Origin of the sequence: Komagataeibacter saccharivorans (assembly GCF_003207825.1) — a bacterium.
GTDB classification, from domain to species: domain Bacteria; phylum Pseudomonadota; class Alphaproteobacteria; order Acetobacterales; family Acetobacteraceae; genus Komagataeibacter; species Komagataeibacter saccharivorans.
On the sequence record NZ_NKTY01000021.1, the window covers coordinates 17,479 to 37,199 of the forward strand.

The 19,721-nt window shown below is 62.5% G+C and carries 20 protein-coding genes and 1 riboswitch; of the genes, 7 read left to right on the forward strand and 13 right to left on the reverse strand.

All coding sequences use genetic code 11. The features are described 5' to 3' along the window. Positions 1 to 24: 24 nt before the first annotated feature. The 9 genes from CFR79_RS11585 to ade all read right to left on the reverse strand — a co-directional run bounded on the left by CFR79_RS11585 (position 25) and on the right by ade (position 10,523). Positions 25 to 2,442, reverse strand: coding sequence for a TonB-dependent receptor (locus tag CFR79_RS11585; protein ID WP_408884573.1), 2,418 nt, complete (start codon positions 2,440 to 2,442; stop codon positions 25 to 27). A gap of 582 nt (positions 2,443 to 3,024) precedes the next feature. Beyond that, a complete protein-coding gene (locus CFR79_RS11590) occupies positions 3,025 to 3,465 on the reverse strand; it encodes an ExbD/TolR family protein (RefSeq protein WP_102325111.1) in 441 nt (146 codons plus the stop codon). 54 nt (positions 3,466 to 3,519) lie between these two features. Continuing rightward, the gene (locus tag CFR79_RS11595) at positions 3,520 to 3,942 is read right to left on the reverse strand and encodes an ExbD/TolR family protein (protein ID WP_102325110.1); all 423 of its coding nucleotides are present in this window, start codon (positions 3,940 to 3,942) and stop codon (positions 3,520 to 3,522) included. Between the two features lie 2 nt (positions 3,943 to 3,944). Further along, positions 3,945 to 5,030, reverse strand: a complete 1,086-nt coding sequence (locus CFR79_RS11600) for a MotA/TolQ/ExbB proton channel family protein (RefSeq protein ID WP_110548005.1) — start codon at positions 5,028 to 5,030, stop codon at positions 3,945 to 3,947. Between the two features lie 86 nt (positions 5,031 to 5,116). Next, a complete protein-coding gene (locus CFR79_RS11605; RefSeq protein ID WP_102325108.1) occupies positions 5,117 to 5,785 on the reverse strand; it encodes an energy transducer TonB in 669 nt (222 codons plus the stop codon). Positions 5,786 to 6,392: 607 nt separating this feature from the next. Continuing rightward, positions 6,393 to 7,238 carry a segregation and condensation protein A gene (locus tag CFR79_RS11610; protein ID WP_110548006.1) on the reverse strand — a complete coding sequence of 282 codons (846 nt, stop codon included), beginning with the start codon at positions 7,236 to 7,238 and terminating at the stop codon, positions 6,393 to 6,395. Then, a complete protein-coding gene (locus tag CFR79_RS11615; protein WP_102325106.1) occupies positions 7,235 to 7,939 on the reverse strand; it encodes a hypothetical protein in 705 nt (234 codons plus the stop codon). Before CFR79_RS11615 ends, CFR79_RS11610 begins: the two co-directional genes overlap by 4 nt. Then, positions 7,932 to 8,798 carry a site-specific integrase gene (locus CFR79_RS11620; protein ID WP_110548007.1) on the reverse strand — a complete coding sequence of 289 codons (867 nt, stop codon included), beginning with the start codon at positions 8,796 to 8,798 and terminating at the stop codon, positions 7,932 to 7,934. The genes CFR79_RS11615 and CFR79_RS11620 overlap by 8 nt, the downstream gene beginning before the upstream one ends. Positions 8,799 to 8,822: 24 nt before the next feature. Beyond that, on the reverse strand, positions 8,823 to 10,523 hold the full coding sequence (gene ade, locus CFR79_RS11625; RefSeq protein WP_110548008.1) for an adenine deaminase: 1,701 nt from the start codon (positions 10,521 to 10,523) through the stop codon (positions 8,823 to 8,825). A gap of 151 nt (positions 10,524 to 10,674) precedes the next feature. Here ade and CFR79_RS16435 point away from each other — a divergent pair, with 151 nt between their 5' ends. The 3 genes from CFR79_RS16435 (at position 10,675) to CFR79_RS11635 (ending at position 13,210) form a co-directional block, all read left to right on the forward strand. After that, on the forward strand, positions 10,675 to 10,869 hold the full coding sequence (locus tag CFR79_RS16435; RefSeq protein ID WP_456305894.1) for a hypothetical protein: 195 nt from the start codon (positions 10,675 to 10,677) through the stop codon (positions 10,867 to 10,869). Positions 10,870 to 10,920: 51 nt separating this feature from the next. After that, positions 10,921 to 12,762: a phosphomethylpyrimidine synthase ThiC gene (thiC, locus tag CFR79_RS11630; RefSeq protein WP_102325103.1), complete on the forward strand. Its 1,842-nt coding sequence runs from the start codon at positions 10,921 to 10,923 to the stop codon at positions 12,760 to 12,762. A gap of 184 nt (positions 12,763 to 12,946) precedes the next feature. Beyond that, positions 12,947 to 13,210, forward strand: coding sequence for a DksA/TraR family C4-type zinc finger protein (locus CFR79_RS11635; RefSeq protein ID WP_102325102.1), 264 nt, complete (start codon positions 12,947 to 12,949; stop codon positions 13,208 to 13,210). Positions 13,211 to 13,382: 172 nt separating this feature from the next. On the opposite strand, the gene CFR79_RS11640 is transcribed toward CFR79_RS11635, so the two are convergent. Both CFR79_RS11640 and CFR79_RS11645 read right to left on the reverse strand, forming a co-directional pair. After that, on the reverse strand, positions 13,383 to 14,474 hold the full coding sequence (locus tag CFR79_RS11640; protein ID WP_110548009.1) for a branched-chain amino acid aminotransferase: 1,092 nt from the start codon (positions 14,472 to 14,474) through the stop codon (positions 13,383 to 13,385). A 143-nt stretch (positions 14,475 to 14,617) separates the two neighbouring features. Further along, the gene (locus tag CFR79_RS11645; RefSeq protein WP_110548010.1) at positions 14,618 to 15,484 is read right to left on the reverse strand and encodes a nitroreductase family protein; all 867 of its coding nucleotides are present in this window, start codon (positions 15,482 to 15,484) and stop codon (positions 14,618 to 14,620) included. Between the two features lie 328 nt (positions 15,485 to 15,812). Between CFR79_RS11645 and acuI the strand changes: the two genes are divergently transcribed. Next, positions 15,813 to 16,793 carry an acrylyl-CoA reductase (NADPH) gene (gene acuI / locus CFR79_RS11650; protein WP_110548011.1) on the forward strand — a complete coding sequence of 327 codons (981 nt, stop codon included), beginning with the start codon at positions 15,813 to 15,815 and terminating at the stop codon, positions 16,791 to 16,793. Between the two features lie 92 nt (positions 16,794 to 16,885). Here acuI and CFR79_RS11655 read toward each other — a convergent pair whose 3' ends face one another. Continuing rightward, a complete protein-coding gene (locus CFR79_RS11655) occupies positions 16,886 to 17,110 on the reverse strand; it encodes a CbtB domain-containing protein (protein WP_102325294.1) in 225 nt (74 codons plus the stop codon). A gap of 169 nt (positions 17,111 to 17,279) precedes the next feature. Between CFR79_RS11655 and CFR79_RS11660 the strand changes: the two genes are divergently transcribed. Further along, the gene (locus CFR79_RS11660) at positions 17,280 to 17,813 is read left to right on the forward strand and encodes a histidine phosphatase family protein (RefSeq protein WP_110548012.1); all 534 of its coding nucleotides are present in this window, start codon (positions 17,280 to 17,282) and stop codon (positions 17,811 to 17,813) included. 55 nt (positions 17,814 to 17,868) lie between these two features. Beyond that, positions 17,869 to 18,102, forward strand: a riboswitch (cobalamin riboswitch). Here CFR79_RS11660 and CFR79_RS15925 read toward each other — a convergent pair. Then, positions 18,087 to 18,266 carry a hypothetical protein gene (locus tag CFR79_RS15925; protein ID WP_165927312.1) on the reverse strand — a complete coding sequence of 60 codons (180 nt, stop codon included), beginning with the start codon at positions 18,264 to 18,266 and terminating at the stop codon, positions 18,087 to 18,089. It overlaps the preceding riboswitch by 16 nt. Between CFR79_RS15925 and CFR79_RS11665 the strand changes: the two genes are divergently transcribed. Then, on the forward strand, positions 18,265 to 18,663 hold the full coding sequence (locus CFR79_RS11665; RefSeq protein ID WP_102325293.1) for a DUF1636 family protein: 399 nt from the start codon (positions 18,265 to 18,267) through the stop codon (positions 18,661 to 18,663). The genes CFR79_RS15925 and CFR79_RS11665 overlap by 2 nt on opposite strands. Positions 18,664 to 18,668: 5 nt before the next feature. Further along, positions 18,669 to 19,721, forward strand: a complete 1,053-nt coding sequence (gene cobW, locus CFR79_RS11670) for a cobalamin biosynthesis protein CobW (RefSeq protein ID WP_102325096.1) — start codon at positions 18,669 to 18,671, stop codon at positions 19,719 to 19,721.

Consider the following 19,721-nt stretch of genomic DNA (forward strand, 5'->3'; position numbering starts at 1 on the left):
GGGTTCCCCGTGCGCGATTAATGATCAGAAGGAGGTGGAAATGGTGCCTGTCATGGTGAAGCGCGGTTCAACCATGAAAGAGTTGCCATTCGCATAGCGGCCCATGGCCGAGGACGCACCGTAATAGACCGGGTAACCACCCTGGGTGCCAGCGTGATAGATCGCACCCATCGCGCCCGTCCGGACGATGGAGCCGGTCAGGTTGGTGAAGTTCAGGCGGAAGGTGGGCGACTTTGCATACATGAACGGCTTGAAGTGATAGCCAAGCGACAGGGTATCCGTCACGTAGCCGGGAATGCGCTCGCTGTTATCAAGTGCCACGGACTGCGCACCGGTGTAATGCACGCTGCCGTTGGCGAAGAAGCCCTTGTACTTATAGGTCAGGCCGAAATTCGCCATGATATGCGGCGCCATGATCGCCTGCTTGCCCTTCGCGGCATAAGTAATGCCCGAGGTGGGGTCCGTGACGTTCGAATCCTGGGTCGCATGCAGGTATTCAAACGATGCGTACGGGCTGAAACCATGGAACGGACGGGTCGCAACCATGGCGTCGAAACCACGCATCGTCTGGTTGCCCGCCTCGATCGGCATGTACTGGTTCGCACCGATATAGGTGTCCATCAGGCGGTTGGTCACGTTGTAGTTGAACAGCGCCAGATCAAACATCACGTATTTGTCGTGATAGCGATAGCCCAGTTCTTCCTTGATGGAATACTGGTTCTTCAGCATCGACTGACCCGTTACCGGCGTCAGCCACCCCAGATCAACGGCGGACGGCTGGCGGTAGTCCCCTTCGGCATTGATATAGATCTGATGGTGATCGTTGAAGGTATAGCCGATCGAAAGCTGCGGCAGCGGTTCGGTGGTATTGGCGCCATTATGGCCAACGGATGCCCCCGGCGTCAGGTTCTTGCCATAGGTCCAGCCATTGGCGGCTGAATTCCAGCCCTTGTTCCATGCATCGGACATGACGAACTTGAAGCCTGCGTGAATCTGCAGCTTGTCATTGAAATATTTGGCTGTGTCCTGAATGAACAGGGCATGCAGTTCATAGCCCGCATTCACACCCGATACGCCAAACGTCTCGTTTGAATACGTATTCTGGTACGCCGAGGCATTGGGGCTGGGAGCCGCGCCATTCGCCATGGTGTAGCTGAGCGGATAGGACTGGATCGTCTGGTTGTTTTCATACCAGTAACCAACCGAAACGTGGTTGTGCCGGTCGATATCATAACCCAGCTTGGCCACTACACCGACCTGACGGGACTCGTTTTCGAGGAAGTAGTCGGTATAGTTGCGCCCTTCGGAGGGGGAGTAGTTGGCCCCGTACGCGGTGTTATTACCCGGCGAAGCATCCCAGCCCTGACCGAAGCTGAAATAGGACTGCAGGTCGAACGTAAACTTGGCGGGCAGCACGACGTGGATCGGCGCCGTCAGGAATATCTGGTTCCAGTGGTCGTTGTTGTTCTTCCAGTAGTTGTCACTGGTCGGATCGGAATTGCGACCATAGCCCGTGCCACCGTGCTTGTAGGCTTCGAATGCCGTGCTGTCGGGATAGGCGTCGATGGTGAAATCTTCCGAGTTCCATGACAGGAACAGCCGGGCCGTGGAACCGTTGTTCCAGTCCTTCTGCAGACCGAAATCAATATGCTTGCGCTGGTTGATGCCCGACCCCATCCACGACCGTGCATGCGTGTTGGAGAACGAGAAGTAGCTGCGCAGGCCGGTCTTGCCGATGTCGCCCGATTCCAGACGGATGAATTCACGCGACAGGTTGTTCGTCCCGTAGGAGAAATCCGTCATGCCGCCGAATTTGTGCGATGCCGTGTGCGAATGCTCGTTCATCACGCCACCCGCCGCCGACATGACCGGCAGGTCGGTGCCGGAACTGCCCGGCGTGACTTCGACGCTATCCAGATTTTCGGAATCGATGTCTTCCGCCATGTATTTGGCAGCGGCAGCCGGGGCGCCATCAACCATGAGACCCATATCCAGATCGGTCAGGCCGCGGGTCTGGATCTGGCCGCCTTCCATGCCTGACGAATCAGGCGTGGTCACGTTCATGCTCGGCAGGTTCTTGACGAGATCGAGCGCCGTGCTGGTCGGGCTGCGCATGTCAATGAACTGCTTGCCCACGGTCTGGACCGCATGCGGCGCCGTTTCCAGCCGCATCATGCCGCCGCCGCCGTCATTGGCCTGACGGGACCGCGCCACGTTGATGACTTCGGGAGCCTGATGGTTGACCAGCCCGGCGGGCTGCGCGGTAGCGGCAGTCGTGGTGTGCCTGGCGGCAGACGTCGCACCCGTCTTTGTCGTCGCATGCTGCTGCGCCGGCTGCGTGGTGGTGGTTGCCGCCTGCGCCCAGCCATCAGCACCCGAGGCAATGCAGACCGTGCCCACAAGGCACGACATGGCACGCAGGCGCGTTTTCAGCCCCGGCATGCACAGTCCCGCAAGTCCGGTGCGTCCCCCCGCGTTCCGTACCTGACGTATCACTGCGCTATAGAAATCCCGGCCCGTCTTCATTCATTCCCCCGCAAATCTGTCTGGCGCACCGCTTTTCGGGGCTGCCATACGGTTTTGTTTTCCAGCGGCAGCCATCCCCGTCTGCCTTCCTACCAGCAGGTCCCGTCCTGTTCGGTAATGCTGAAGTAGTTACGGAAACTAAACATTCCGCATATATGTTGACTTAAGAAATACACATGGACACGGAAAGCTCAAAAAATGCAACGGGCTGTTTATCTATCTGACAACACACCGTTGCCGGAAGGGGCAAATAAGCTCTATCCCCCTAAAAAACAATAAATATTCCATATTCCTGCCATGAATGCTCCTGCGTGACCAAGCCGATCTCACCGTCAACAATGTGTATTTCGTGGCTTTAATGTCACAGGTGAAACAGGCTGACTGCCTTTAAAATAGGCAGTTTTGACACCTTGCATGATGGTACGAAAAAACGGCCCTTCCTTGCGGAAGGGCCGTTCTGTCATGCGGATTCATACCATTATCAGGAATGCAGAAGCCTTACTGCGCATCCATGAACTGGTCGCTGCCCATAATGCCAAGCTTGCTCACACCCAGGCGCTGCGCATCAGCCAGAACCCGTGCCACAACCTTGTAGCTGGCCAGACGATCCGGATGGATGTGCATCTCGGGCTGGACCGGCTGGGCTGCCGCTTCCGAAAAACGGGCCTGAAGGGCTGCATCATCCGGAACCGGTTCACCATTCCAGGTGATGGTGTTGTCAAAATCGATCGCCACAGTATCCACAACCGGGTCCGGCTGGACAGAAGACGGCGGGGGATTACCCTGCGGCAGGTCGATCGAAACTGAATGCGTCTGAAGCGGAATGGTGATGATCAGCATGATCAACAGCACCAGCATGACGTCAATCAGGGGCGTGGTATTGATATCGACAATACCTTCATCCTCTGTCGTGCTGTCTGAGCCGACATTCATGCCCATGGTGTCTACTCTCCCGAAATTGGCCGGGGATCAGACCCCGGCCGGGAATGGATATCAGCCGTGCGGCTGCTCGGTAATGAAATCGATGTGGACGATACCTGCCTGCTGGCAGGCCGCGATCACACGACCCACACCTTCGTATTTCGATGCCTGGTCACCACGGATCTGGATCTGTGGCTGCGGGTTCTGCGCAGCCACGTGCTCCAGGTGGGACTCAAGGTCGGCATAACTGGTAAGCGGCGTTTCATCCCAGTATGCCTGCCCCTGTGGCGTCACCGCAATGACAACGTTGTTCATCATCGTCCGGGTGGGCTGGTTCGCATCCATCGGGAGGCTGACCTTGATGGTGTGTGTCGCGACGGGGATGGTGATCAGGAAGATGATCAGCAGCACCAGCATGACGTCGACAAGCGGTGTGGTGTTGATGGCCGACACCACCTCGTCTTCATCGCCGCCACCTCCAACTTGCATACCCATGATCAGGCCACCCGGTTATCGATAGTCGTTGTGGTCGGGGAGTTGTCCGGATGGATGGTGATTTCCGAACCATGGCGGTAACCACCCATCAGGATCGACTGCACGTCAGCCGCGAAGTTGCGGATCTTGTCCATGGCGCCCTTGTTGCGGCGCACCAGCAGGTTGTAGCCCAGAACCGCAGGCACCGCGGTGCCAAGGCCGATGGCCGTCATGATCAGCGATTCACCAACCGGACCTGCAACCTTGTCGATCGAAGCCTGACCCGCGATGCCGATGGCGGTCAGCGCGTGATAGATACCCCACACGGTGCCGAACAGACCCACGAACGGAGAGGTCGAACCCACCGTGCCGAGGAAGGCAAGGCCGCCCTGCAGCTTGGTCTGGATCACGTCAACCGAACGCTGGATGGACATGGTGGTCCAGGAGTGCAGGTCGATGGATTCCTGCATCGTGCCTTCGTGGTGCTCAGCAGCCTTCACACCCGTATCCGCGATGTAGCGGAACGGAGAGTTCGCGGGCAGGGCGGCGGCGCCGTCCTTGATGGAACCCTTGGTCCAGAAATCGCTCATCACCTTCTTGGCGGCAGCCATGACGCGGGCCTGCTCGAAGAACTTGGTGATCATGATGTACCATGTGCCAAGCGACATGAAGACCATGATCAGCAGCACGCCACGGGCGATGAAGTCACCGTTGGCCCACAGCGCGCCCAGACCGTAGGGATTGCCTTCGGGTGCCTTGGGGGCATCGGCGGGAGGCGTCGCATCCGCTGCGGGAGCGGGCGCCGGAGCGGCGGGCGCATCGGCCGGGGCGGCAGGCGCCGCGTCGGTCGGAGCGGGGGCCGCAGGTGCCGAGCCATCTGCCGGGGCAGGCGTCTGTGCAGCCGGGGCATCCGCACCCGGAGCCGGCGTGGCGGCCGCGCCGCTGCCATCGGTCGGCGGAGCGGAAACCGCCGGTGCGGGTGCCGTGGCCGCATCGTTCGCGGCCGGGGCGGCATCCTGTGCCAGCGCTGCGAGCGGAGAGGCAGCACACAGCATGGCAGCGAAAGCGGCCGAGGCAACAAGAGTGTGTTTACGATGCAGTCTGATCATTTAACCAAAATCCTCTGGAGCAGGATGTTTTTTCCGAGGCGGCGGGGTGCTGCCGGCCCCCGCCGTGCCTGACCTAACATTCAGGCTCAGTCATTCAGACTGAACGTGATCGTATAGAGATGGTGATATTCCTTGACGGGCACACCATTTTTAACAGCCGGCGCATACCGTGAGCGGCGGACCGCCTTCAGCGCGGCTTCAGCAAACGGTTCGCCACCCTTTACATTGACGACCTGGCAGTTGCTGGTCTCGCCGCTGGGCTCCACGTCACAGGCGACGGAGACCACGCCTTCACGACCTTCTTCCGACATTTCCTCCGGATATTCCGGCACCACATGGTTCAGCGGCGACGTTCCGGCCGAATGGTCGGGCACCGGCGGGGCGTTGGACACGGGCGCATCGGACGGCGGCATGGCCTTTACGGGCGGCATGGCCTTCGGCGGCTTCGTGTGCGTCACGCGCATCGGCGGCGGCGGCGTCGGCACCTGAATCTTCGGCGGCGGAATATAAGGCGGCGGCGGCGGCGTGATTTCCGGCGGCGGCGGCGGGGGTGGAGGCGGCGGCGGCGGCGGCGGCGGCTCCTTGATCATGTGCACCTGCACCGGCGGCCGCGGTGGTTCTTTTGGCGCATCAGGTGGTGAGTGAAGCCCAAACAAAAGTGCCATCACCAGCGCCGCTTCGAACACAAGGACAATGGCGAAAATTATCACCTTTTGTAGTGTATTGTCACTCTGTTCCGCATACGTCATACCCATACCTCACTCAGAACGGCATAGTTTTAGGAAGGAATTACTACAAAAATTATTCTAGATGTTCTGATTTCACCAATTTTACTGCGGGAGTATGACCAGATTTCTACGAAACGACTGATGCGATCCGCCTTGTTCTCCCTGACCCGGCCCTGAAGCACGGCAACCATCCCTCCTGGCGGAACAGGAGAACACGACCGCCGCGACTTCCGGCAACATGCAGGCAGGTGCCGAAGCACCCGATACATGCCGCCATGACAGGCCAAGCCACTCATTCATCACGTTTTATCCATAAACATTATTAACATCTCGAAATCAACCCCGATTTTATCCGAAATAAACTTATGTGCACGTCATAACTTTGCGAAACATACCGAGGGGGCGGGAAACGGTCCGATGGACCCGTCTTCACCACCGTTCGAAAGATCGCTGAAAAACCGTTCGTTCCAGCTTCATCAAAAAAAAATCCTAGTCAAGCAAAGTGTTAAAAAACGCCCGAAAAAATCTTTCCTCCTTTCCGTGGCCTTCCGGGCGGGCATAATAACATTTCGGATTCGATACGAGTCTGCCGTGGATCAGTATAGGTTGCAACAGATCACGTCCCCCGCCACCCTTATTTCTTGGCGAAAACGGATTGCGTATCCGGGGTGGCCGCATCGGGCACGCCACTGAAGGCCGGAAGGGTTTCGGATGCGTCCTGAAAGGCCAGCGCCTCGCCCTGTTTCACCATTTCCAGACAGGCCGAAAAGGTGCTGCTCCAAGCCGAGCGGCGCTGACCGGTGGACAGGCGCCCTGGCGGTCCCTTCCGCATGGAATCGGGCAGCATGCGTTCAAGCGGCACGCGTTCGCGCGCCCGCGCCAGACAGGAGCGCACCCGCACCCGCGCATCCTCTACCGAAAACAGGTCAAGCTGGACCGGCGCGTAGGCGGGACTTTCCACCGGCATGACGCCCCAGTTGCCATCAAACACGGCAAGACAGCCCCACAGGAATTCGATGCGGTCAACTTCCCACGGCATCGATTCGTCCGTATCGCCGTGTATTGCGCCCCCGAAACCATAAACGTCGTGCCCAAGCTGTTCACGCGCGGCAAGCCATCCGGCAAGGCGGGTAGCGTTTTCCGCCGCAATCAGGCGCGAACGCAGGTCGGCCGCTTCCTGCGTGGCCTGCTGCTGGCGGGGATCATCGACCGGCAGCATGAGCCGCGAGCGCAGCAGCAGAAGGCCCGATGCCATAACCGCCCACTGCGCCTTCATGCCCAGCGGCAGGGACACATGGATGCGCGCTGCTTCCGCCAACTGGTCGATCAGGGCGACGATATCAAGCTGACCCAGATCGATTTCGCGCGCCTGCGCCAGTTGCAGCAGATGGGACAGCCCGCCCTGATAGGCTTCCAGCCGGATGACCGGCTCCCCCCCGTCCGGCATGCCACTGTCAAACAGGCCCAGTTGCGCGTTCATGCCAGCGACCGTTCCGACAGCCGGAAGGTCAGGGTTGGGAAATGCTCCTCAAGACGACGCACCACAGGGGCGGGCGCGCCATTGCGGGTAAAGAACCCGTAAACGGCTGCCCGGTGATCGCGTGGCAGGCGGCGACCTGCCTTCAGCCGGGGCAGCAGGCTGACCTGCACCGGTGCTTCGGCTATTCCCCAGTGCGTGCGCAGCCATGCCCGCGCATCGGGATGCGTTGCGCCAAGTTCCAGTATCCGCTGCGGCACCGGCACCAGACGGTGAAAGTCCAGCGGACAGGCCGCACCCGACCGCAGGGCCAGCCGGGCATGACGCACTTCCGCCGCCTCGCGGAACTGGCGGGCCAGTATCCGGCACCCTTCCACCGACAGACCACTGCGCCCCGGTCCCTTGCCACTGGCGCCGATGGCAAGGGCGAACACATCTTCCTCCACCCGTTCGGCATCGAACGGCCATGGAATCAGGCCGGGGCCGGATGCCTGCGCCACGAACGCATCCATGGCCGCATCGGGTCCATGGACCAGCAGGTGCCACCCCTTCCACGGCGCAGGTTCGGAGGATTTAGGCCACGATGAAAGAGGCCGTCGCCCCCGCCGTGCCGGTGTCCGGCGGGCGGGCGTGGCAGTCGGCTCTTCCTCCGCCACGGCGGGAGGTGGCAGGTCAGCCCAGGGCAGACGCAGGTTTTCAGCCATCGGCAAGCTGCCGTTCATAAGGGCGCAGGGCGCGTGGATCGTGGTAGCGGGTATGGCGGCACAGTTCGGTGGTTTCCATCCCGCGCCGCAGGGCATCAAGGATAAAGCCGGAGCGCAGCGCATGGGCGCTTAACCGGGCGACCGTATCAGGCGGAAGTTCGGCCATCAGCGCCCGGCGCTGCAGGATACGCGTTACGGCATAGGGGGTCAGGGCACGACCGCCTATGCGCTCCCCCTTTGAAATGCCACGGAACAGTGGGCCAGTCAGCCGGTGCGCCACCTGCTGCCACGCCGCATATGCCGCAGCCGGGCAAAGCGTCCGGTCCTGCGCCCGGGGCAGGATGACGGGCTGCGCGCCGCCTTCATCCCGAATCATCAAAACGACCTGTCCGTGGTCTGGCTGCACGTCTTCCACCTGAAGCCCCACCAGTTCGGAACGACGCAGCGCCCCGGCAAAACCGAACAGCAGCAGGCAGCGGTCACGCAGGCCACGCACCCCGTCCCCGCACCGCGCGACCATGGCGTGCAGCATCTCCGGCGTTACGACGGCCGGGGGTAGCGCGGGGGTGGCGGTTTTCTCCACCATTTCGGCCACCGCGTGCTGCACGCGGTGGTCCCTTACATCCCATGGCATTTCATTGAAACGGTGCATCTTGCCGATCGCCGCCAGCCTGCGCCGGATGGTGGCGGGGGCGAATTCCGTCAGGCTGCGCAGATAGGCGGCCACCACCTCCGCCGAGGCGGGAATGGGGGATACGGCCTGCGCCGCGCACCACTGGGTGAAATGCACCCAGTCGGCACGGTAGGCACGCAGGGTGGCCGTGGCTTCCCGCGCGGGGGCCTCAGCAACCGTTGTCATGGACCGTTCCCATCCATGCCTGTGTCAGACCAGCTCCATCCGGTTGACATCCACCATGCCGAAATCGGTAATTTTGAGGTGCGGAATAACCGGCAGCGGCAGGAAGGCAAGCTGCAGGAACGGTTCATCCAGTTCGCAGCCCAGCGCACGGGCGGCAGCGCGCAGGACCTCAAGCTGGTCACGCACGGTCTCGAACGGGGCATCGCTCATCAGGCCCGCAACCGGCAGGGGCATGTCGGCCACGACCTTGCCGTCACGCACCACCACGAACCCGCCGCCGGTCTTTTCCAGATGGTTGACCGCAACCGCCATGTCCGCATCGTTCATGCCGACCACACATATGTTGTGGCTGTCATGCCCGACGGAGGATGCAAGCGCCCCGCCCGACAGGCCAAACCCCTTAACGAACCCGCGTCCGATATTGTCATTATGGCCATGGCGCGCCACCACGCAGATCCGCGCGATGTCCTGCGCCGGGTCCGGCTGGACAATCCCGTCACGCACCGGCAGGTCGGCATGCAGGAAGGGTGTGATGATCTGGCCGGGCAGCAGGCCGATCACGGGACGCTGCGTGCCGCTGCCCGTAATTTCCATGTCCCGTGCCGTCACGGGCGCGGGCAGGTTGATGCTGTCGATGCCAACGGGGGGGATGATCTCACGCGCGGCGAACAGCGCGTCATTGACCAGTCGCCCGGCGCTGATCACGTCCGACACCCGGCATTCGCGCAGGTCGTCCAGAAGCACGATATCCGCCCGCCGTCCCGGCGCGATCAGGCCCCGGTCGCGCAGGCCAAAGGCGTTCGCCGCACTGAGCGAGGCACTGCGATATGCCGCCAGCGGTTCCACGCCCAGCGAGATGGCAAGGCGGATCAGGTAATCCAGATGGCCTTCATGCGCGATTTCCAGCGGGTTGCGGTCATCGGTGCAGAAGGCGAAGAACGGGGACGTAACCGGGTTGAGCAGCGGCACCAGCGCGCGCAGGTCCTTGCATACCGATCCTTCGCGGATCAGCACCATCATGCCCTTGCGTACCTTTTCCAGCGCTTCTTCCGCCGTCGTGGCCTCATGGTCGGTGGTGATGCCCGCAGCAAGATAACCGTTGAGCCTGCGCCCGCGCAGCAGCGGGGCGTGGCCATCAATATGACCGCCGGCAAAGGCTTCCAGCTTTTCCATGCATACCGGATCACCATTGAGCACGCCGGGAATGTTCATGAATTCCGCAAGGCCGATCACCTTGGGATGGTCACGATAGGCCAGCAGGTCCGCAGCACCCAGCGTAGCACCCGATGTTTCCAGCGCGGTGGACGGCACGCAGCTTGAAAGATTGACCCGCAGGTCCATGACCGTGCGCAACGCCGCTTCGGTAAAGTAATCCAGCGCGGGACGGCCCAGCACGTTCGCCATTTCATGCGGATCGCAGATGGCGGTGGTCACGCCATGGGGCAGGACGCAGCGGTCGAATTCAAACGGGGTGATCAGGGAGGATTCGACATGCAGATGCGTATCGATAAAGCCGGGCACGGCGATGCGGCCATGCCCCTCGATCACCGTGGCGCCTTCGTAACTGTCCAGCGTGCCCACGATGGTATCGCCACAGATGGCGATGTCGGTCGGCAGCAGCGTCCCGGTCACCAGATCGAACAGGCGCACGTTCCTGATGACGGTATCCGCCACCACACGCCCGCTGCCCTGTGCAATCCGATCTGAAATGGCGCTGCCTGTCATACTGTCCTGCTTCCCCGGAAAAAAGATGTTGCCTGCCCGCACTCTATCACAACGGCGCGGATGACAAATCGGCACACGGATTCTTTTTCGCCCCGCCTGCCCCGCTTTTCGCAATATCGTTGACAAGGACGGCAGGATTCATGATCCTGAAATGACCAAGGGGAGTCCCGGCAAGGGGCTGAGATACCGCTGGCATGACCCGGTCATGCGCGCGGGGACCCTTCCGGGCGCATGGTGCGTCCCGGGGAACCTGATCCGGCTCATACCGGCGGAGGGACTGGTGCAGACAATCGGCATACCCCTGCTGGCCCCTGTGGCCGAAGGTCATGCGCATACAGGCGCATAGCCCGGTTTTCTCCCCACACCCCCTGTCGGAGAGGAAACGAGGAGCATAGCCATGTCGTCCGTTGCTTCGCCTTCATCTCCCGACCATGTCACCACCGGCCCCATACTGGGGTCCGTCAAGGTCTGGTCATCACCCGTCGGACACGCCGACATCCGCGTGCCCTTTCGTGAGATAGCGCTGGAACCCAGCGCGAACGAACCACCGGTACGGGTGTACGACACATCCGGCCCCTATACCGATACGACGGCACGCATCGACGTACGAAGCGGGCTTGATCCGGTGCGTGCGCCGTGGATTGCAGCACGCGACCTGCCCACAGTGACACCCCGCGCCGTACGCCCGGAAGACAACGGCTTCGCCCAGGGCGAACATCTGGTCCCCGCCTGCCCTGCCCCCCATACGGTGCATGAAGGCAGGCAGGGGCAGATGGTCACGCAGTACGAATTCGCCCGTGCCGGCATCATTACCGAAGAAATGATCTACGCCGCCCACCGCGAGAACCTTGGCCGCGCCACCATGGATGCGCACGCGGAAGAACGCCGCGCGGATGGCGAGGATTTTGGCGCGGACATCCCCGCCTTCGTCACACCGGAATTCGTGCGCGCCGAAATCGCGGCGGGTCGCGCCATCCTGCCCGCCAACATCAACCATCCCGAACTGGAACCGATGGTGATCGGGCGCAACTTTCTGGTGAAGGTCAACGCCAATATCGGCAATTCGGCTGTTACCTCCTCGGTGGCGGAAGAAGTGGAGAAAATGGTCTGGGCCATCCGCTGGGGCGCGGATACGGTCATGGACCTGTCCACCGGGCGCAACATCCACAACATCCGCGACTGGATCCTGCGTAACGCGCCGGTGCCCATCGGCACGGTGCCGCTGTATCAGGCGCTGGAAAAGGTAAATGGCGTACCTGAAGACCTGACATGGGAAATCTTCCGCGATACGCTGATCGAACAGGCGGAACAGGGCGTGGACTATTTCACCATCCATGCCGGGGTGCGCCTGCGCCATGTGCCGCTGACCGTCAACCGCGTGACGGGCATCGTCTCGCGCGGCGGGTCGATCATGGCCGGATGGTGCCTGCACCATCACCGCGAGAGCTTCCTGTATGAACATTTTGAGGAAATCTGCGACATCATGCGCCGTTATGATGTCTCGTTCTCGCTCGGTGACGGGCTACGTCCCGGCTCGATTGCGGATGCCAATGACGCCGCACAGTTCGCCGAACTGGAAACACTGGGCGAACTGACGAAAATCGCATGGGCGAAAGGCTGTCAGGTCATGATCGAGGGGCCGGGCCATGTGCCCATGCACAAGATCAAGGTCAATGTGGAAAAACAGCTCCGCGAATGTGGGGAAGCACCGTTCTACACCCTCGGCCCGCTCACGACCGATATCGCACCGGGATATGACCACATCACATCAGGCATAGGGGCCGCCATGATCGGGTGGTTTGGCACGGCGATGCTGTGTTACGTCACTCCCAAGGAACATCTTGGCCTGCCCGACCGCAATGACGTGAAGGTCGGTGTGGTCACATACCGCATCGCGGCCCATGCCGCCGACCTGGCCAAGGGACACCCCGCAGCCCGTATACGCGATGACGCCATCAGCCGCGCGCGCTTCGATTTCCGGTGGAATGACCAGTTCAGGCTGTCACTCGATCCGGATACCGCATGCGCGTACCACGATGAAACCCTGCCGCGTGAAGCCCACAAGAACGCGCATTTCTGTTCCATGTGCGGGCCGAAATTCTGTTCCATGCGCATAAGCCACGATCTGAAGGCCAATGCCGAACGCATGGCGGGCATGGAACAGAAAAAGGAAGAATTCCGCAACAGTGGCAACCGCATTTACGTACCCGTTGAGGAAACGGTCACGCCTGCGGAATAACGGCCGCTCCATCCAGCCCGTGCGGCAGATGTCTGCCGGCTGCTGCACGGGTGCCGGACCGCAGACCCGTCGCCCGCCGCCTCATCGGGGCTGGCACCGAATTCTGTTCATATCGATCACGAACCGTTTTGTCTGAACATACGTCACGCGATATACTGCGTGCTTTCGTTTCAGGAGAACACGCATGGCCACCGGTTGGGCTCCCGACGGAGCCGTACAGGATCAGATCGACGATACGATAGCAGACGCCGTCAAACGGGCACGGTCCCATATCCCCACAGGCGAAAGCGAAACCAGTTGCCGTGAATGCGGGGAAGACATCCCCCCGGCCCGGCAGCAGGCGATGCCGGGCGTCAAGCTGTGCATCGACTGCCAGTCGGAACGCGACAGAAAGCCGGTCTTCACCGGCATCAACCGCCGGGGAAGCAAGGACAGCCAGCTTCGCTAGCAGCCCGTGGGACCCGATCCCGTATCACAGGACATGACCACAGACCTGCCTATTGACAAGAACTGCCACCCAATCCGGGATGGCGGGCTGCGGCATCAATCCAGACCAATCCGCTCACCCATCGTCTCAGGCATGATCCGGCCAGACTGACTGGCCGGATCATGCGGGAAAATCAGATAACCTTTTCCACCCAGCCATGCGGATCGGCCGCCGTGCCGCGCTGGATGCCGATCAGGGCATTGCGCAGCTTTTCCGTAACCGGGCCGATCCCCGCGCCATCGCCAATCACCGCATCACCGTTACGGCCACAGAAACGGCCAATGGGCGAGACAACCGCCGCCGTGCCGCAGGCAAAGACTTCCTTCAGACGGCCAGAGGCGGCATCAGCGTAAAGCTGGTCGATGCCATAGCGTTCTTCACGCACCGTCAGGCCCATCTCCCGCGCCAGGGTCAGCAGCGAGTCGCGCGTGATGCCCCGCAGGATCGTGCCGGTCAGGGCAGGCGTGGAGACCGAACCGTCATCGAACACGAAAAACACGTTCATGCCGCCCATTTCCTCGATCCAGCGGCGTTCGACCGCATCAAGGAACAGCACCTGCGCGCAGCCGTGCGTCTTGGCTTCCTGCTGGGCCATAAGGCTTGCGGCATAATTGCCCCCGCATTTGGCCTCACCCGTACCACCGGGAGCCGCGCGGCAGAAATCGGATACCCACACGCTGACCGCCTCGGCCCCGAAATAGGCGCCGACGGGGGAAGCAATGACCATGAACAGGTATTCACCCGCGGGCCGCACGCCAAGGAACGTCTCGCTCGCGATCATGAAGGGACGGATATACAGGCTCTCGTCGGGATTGCCCGGCACCCATGCGTGGTCCACGCGCACAAGCTGGCGCACGGCTTCGACAAACAGTTCCTCGGGCACCTGCGCCATGGCCATGCGCTCGGCTGATTTGCGGAAACGCGCGGCATTGGCATAGGGCCGGAACAGGGTGATCCCGCCTTCCGCCGTGCGGTAGGCTTTCATCCCTTCGAAAATTTCCTGTGCGTAATGCAGCACGGCTGCCGCCGGGTCCAGTGTCAGAGATGCGTAGGGCTGTACGCGCGCGTCATGCCATCCCTTGCCTTCCTCATAGCGGATAACGACCATGTTATCGGTAAAGACACGCCCGAAACCGGGATTGGCCAGAATCTCCGCCCGGCGCTGCGCCGAAACCGGCGACGCATTGGGAGAAAGCGTGAAGGGAAGGGAAGTGGCGCTGTCCATAGCCGTTGTTTCTCTTTCATCATGACGCTGGCGCGATACGCAAGGCGCGCGCTCATGCCCGCCGTCAGGCGCGGGCATCGCTAGCAGAAGTTCACCAGAACATTCCGTCGGTCAACCCCGCCCTGCGCGTAAACACCCTGCTTTCACGTCTGACCCAGCACAAAACCAAGCCCGCGCAGTGCTTCAGGCAGGCGTTCACGCCCATGCAGCGCACTAACATCCCCCAGACGCGCCAGCACGCTTTCGCTCCAGCTACGCCCCGGCGATCCCTGAGCGGTACGGGCGGCACGCAGCCGTTCATCATAGGCCGCGATGACAGCCGGGTCGTTCGCGGCAGCACTGTCATACCGTTCGGCATGCAGCACGGCATGCTGCGGCAGGCGGGGCTTGATGGCGGTGGGACGCTGGCGGTCGGGGTAGCCGACACTCATGCCGAACAGCGCAACCGTACGCGCGGGCAGGCCAAGTTCGGCGGCAATCTCTTCGGGCCGATTACGCACCGCGCCGACATACACGATTCCCAGCCCGTAGGATTCAAACGCGGCAGCGGCATTCTGCGCGGCGAAAGCCGTATCCATGACGGCGGCCAGAAAGGTATCGAGGCAGTCCACCCCCGGCAGGTCACGGCCATGCGCCTGCCCCACATGGTCCAGCCGCGACAGGTCGGCAACCCATGCAAGGAACAGCGGCGCCTGCGCGATGAAATCCTGATCCCCCGCTATCTTCGCAAGCCGCGCGCGCCGGTCGGCGTCGCGCACGGCAATGACGCTCCATCCCTGCAGGTTGGATGACGTGGACGCCGACTGCGCCGCGGCCACGGCGGCCTCCAGCACCCCATCAGGCAGGGCGCTGGCACTGAATCCCCGCACGGAGCGGTGCGTCATGAGACCGCGCGCCACCGGGCTTTCGGGCAATGCGGGGGCTGCGGGCGGCTGGGTGCCGTACCGCGCCCGCCACAGCGCGGTCATGGAAGAAAGGGCCGGAAAGGACGAAACAAGACTGTCGGACATGAAATGCCTCCTGCCTGTGCAATGGTGGCTGGATAATAAGCACACCACACTGCCTGTCTGGCGGGAAGCGTGGGAAAATCACACCTGCCCTGCACATTTTCGCATCATGGCGCAGGACGGCCATGCGCCACCATCCGGTCATGGACCGACCGGATGGTCTTTAAAAAGATCCTTTGAAAATCTTGTATTTTTCAGGATGCACTTTTCTTCACGTTGCTGCGATGTCACAGGGCTGTAAATAGGAAACCATACCTGAATCCTGCATGAAAGTTACAGTCACGCCGCTCCGGCCGCGCGTTTCCCCTGCCCATAAAGGAAGTCCGCCAGCATGTTCGAGGCCCTGATGATCTCCCGCACCGACGATGCGGTCACGACCCGCGTGGAACAGGTCGATCCCGCATCCCTGCCCGAAGGCGATGTAACGGTCGCGGTGGATCATTCCAGCCTCAATTACAAGGACGCACTGGCCATTACCCGTGGCGCGCCGGTGGTGCGGCGGTTTCCGATGGTACCGGGCATCGACCTTGCCGGTCGCGTCATCGAATCGGAAGATCCACTCTATCGCGCAGGCGACCGGGTGCTTGCCACCGGCTGGGGACTGGGGGAGACGCACTGGGGCGGCCTGTCACGCATGGCCCGCCTGTCGGGACGGTGGCTGCTGCCACAGCCTGCGGGCCTGTCCTCGCGGCAGGTGATGGGAATCGGCACGGCCGGCTTTACCGCCATGCTGTGCATCATGAGCCTTGAAGAAGGGGGGCTGACCCCGGCCAGCGGACCGGTCATCATAACCGGGTCGGGCGGTGGCGTGGGTGGCATGGCCATCATGCTTCTGGCGCAACTGGGCTATCAGGTCACAGCCGTAACCGGCCGCCCGCAGCTTCATGTCTATCTGACCCGTCTGGGCGCGAGCGAAATCGTGCCGCGTGAGGCGCTGGCCCCCACGGGCAGGCCACTGGAAAAAATCCGGTGGGCCGGGGGTATCGATGTAGTGGGCGGGGACACACTGGCCACGATGTGCGCATCCATCCAGTACGGTGGCACGGTGGCGGCCTGCGGACTGGCGGAAAGCATGGCCCTGCCCCTGACGGTCGCGCCCTTCATCCTGCGCAACGTGCGCCTGCAGGGCGTGGACAGCGTCATGTGTCCCCGCCCGCGCCGGATGGCGGCATGGGCGCGGCTGGCGCGCGACATCGACCATACGCTTCTGGAAAGCATGCTGCACGATGCACCGCTTGCCGATGCCATCACCATCGCGCCGCGCATTCTGGCGGGTCACGTCCGGGGCCGAACGGTCATCAGCATGGCCTGAACGCAAAAACGGCATTCCCGATGGAAATGCCGTTCAGCACATACCCGGTCACGGGACCGGAACAGGCGGGACGAACCCGCGCCCCTACTGGATCAGTGGCAGGGGAAGCCCAGCAGATGGCGTCCGTCATGCACGAATTCATGCACGTAGTGACCGGAAATGAGCGCGGTCGCCCCCTGCTCCGCCCCGACGAAATACAGCAGCAGCGATGCCAGTACCAGCCCGAACACACCCCACGGCAGCAGGTCGCGGACCGGGATGGAAACCTGCGGCGCGGCAACGCTACCGGTGGACAGGACAGTTGTACCTTGGCTCATACTGGGAAACTCCATGGATCACGCACGACCCGGAGCAGTATGCATGAAACACGGCCTGATCTGCCGCCCGTTCCATAACCGGATCTGGCCGCATGTTTCCAAAATTGGCATGGAAGGTCAATCATCCATTGCTTGACCCACCCTTTCCCCATGCGCGGGACAGTGACCCATGAACCAGATCCTGACCTGTATTGCCCTTCCCCCGGCGGACAGCCTGCGCCGGGGCATGATCCCCCGCACGGACGATGCCATCGCCCTGCCCCCGGATTTTCCAGGCAGCCTGTCCGATGATGCCGACCTGACCCTGATCCCGCCGTCAATGGAACCACCGCCAGATTGTGCCTGCCATCATGTGCCCGCGCTGCGCATGGTGGAAATGGGCGCATGGCAGGGCGCTGCACTGAAGGATCTGCCCCCTGCCGGTCTGGCCCGCTGGACTGCGGATGCCACGTTCGCCCCGCCCGGCGGGGAAAGCCGCGCGGACCTCCTGCACCGCATCACCCCCTGGCTGACGGCCCTGCCCACAACACCGCCGCGCATCCGGGTGATGGCCGATGCCACGGTCATAAAGGCCATCGTCATCGCAGCCCTTGGCGGGGATGCGGGCATGCTGTCGCGGCTGGATATCGCACCATGCAGCCACACGGTGCTGACACGGCATACGGCATGGCGCGTGCGCATGACCGGCGCGCCGCTGTCATGAAGACGGGACATATCCAGCATTGCCGTGGTTTCTTTGACAGCGTGGTCCGCAATCGTCTAAATCCGGTCCTGATGGTTCCCCATTGGGGAGAATAGGGAAGACGGTGCGCCCATGGGCAAGGCCGTCGCTGCCCCCGCAACTGTAGGTGGCTGTTTCCGGCCCGCGTGACCTGTCAGGGGACGCGGCATTGTCACTGGTCCCTTACCAGCGGGACCGGGAAGGCAGCCGGAAGGGAGGGATCACCCCCTCCGCCACAAGCCAGGAGACCTGCCATCATATGCCGCGCCGCAGCCATGCGACCCGGATGAGACCGATTTCAATCGCATGGCCGGCGGGGTGCCCGGCACGCGATGGGCCACCGTCCCCGCCCCGCGCGGGTGCGGGGTCGTAACCGTGCACCCCGCCTTCAGGCTGCGCCGCGCAGCCATGCCGCGAAAGGGCACGGACCGACATGACCGCACAGCCGCAGCCGGAATCCGGAAATACGCCCCCCGTGCATCTGCATGTATGCGTGACCTGCCGCCGGGGCCTGCCCGCATCCGACAATCCGCAGGGACGCCAGCTTCATGACGCCATGGTGGCGCTGGCGGCGGACACGCCAGGCCTTGTCATTCATGAGGTCTCCTGCCTTGCCGCATGTGACAGCGGCTGTGCCGCCGTGGTGGCCACGCCGGGCAAATGGGGCTGGCTCCTCGCCCGGCTCGGCCCGGAGAAGGCACAGGACCTGATGACCTATCTTACGGCCTACGCCGCATCGCGCAGCGGCACCGTCATGCCATCGCGCAGGCCCGCCAGCCTGTCGGACATGGTGCGTGGCCGTTTTCCCGCATCCCTTTTTTCTGGAGCCTGATCGCCATGACCCCCACCACCACGGCACGTGCCAGGGTACCCGTTACCGTCATCACCGGCTTTCTGGGCGCGGGCAAGACCACGCTGCTGCGCCATGTGCTGGCCAATGCGAAGGGCAGGCGCATTGCCATCGTGGTCAATGAATTCGGCACGCTGGGCATTGATGGCGACACGCTGCGCGCCTGCGGCGTGGAAGGATGCCGTGACGAGGATATTGTCGAACTGACCAATGGCTGCCTGTGCTGCACGGTTGCGGATGATTTCCTGCCGACCATGGAAGCCCTGCTCGACCGCGCAAGCCCGCCGGACCATATCGTGATCGAGACCTCCGGTCTGGCGCTGCCCAAGCCGCTGCTCAAGGCCTTTGGCTGGCCCACCATCCGCACCCGCATGACGGTGGACGGCGTGGTTACGGTGGTGGACGGCCCCGCCGTCGCCGCTGGCCGCTTCGCCGACGACCCTGAAGAGGTCGCCCGCCAGCAGGCGGCCGACCCGTCGCTCGACCATGACAACCCGCTGGCCGAAGTCTACGAAGACCAGCTCCTGTCGGCCGATCTGGTGGTGCTGAACAAGTCTGACCTGATGACGGCGCAGCAGGCCGATGCGGTGGAAGCCGCGATCCGCGCCGAAATCCCCCGCGCGGTCAAGGTGGTGCGCGCAACAGACGGGCAGGTTGACCCGGCGGTGCTGCTTGGTCTGGACGCGGCGGCGGAAGACGACCTTGCAGCGCGCCCGTCCCACCACGATGCGGAAGGCGGCGAGCACGAGCATGATGATTTTGAAAGCTTCGTGCTGGCCATTCCCGAACAGGGCAGCGTGGACGGTTTCATCGACCGGCTGAAAACACTGGCCGAACAGCACGACATCCTGCGCATGAAAGGCTATGCCTGCGTGCAGGGCAAACCCATGCGCCTTGCGGTGCAGGGCGTCGGCAGCCGCTTCCGCCACCAGTTCGACCGCCCCCTTGCCAGTGATGCGCCGCGCACGGGCGATCTGGTGGTGATCGGGCAGAAGGGCATGGATCAGTCCGCCATCGCGCACGCGCTGGCGCAGGTCTAG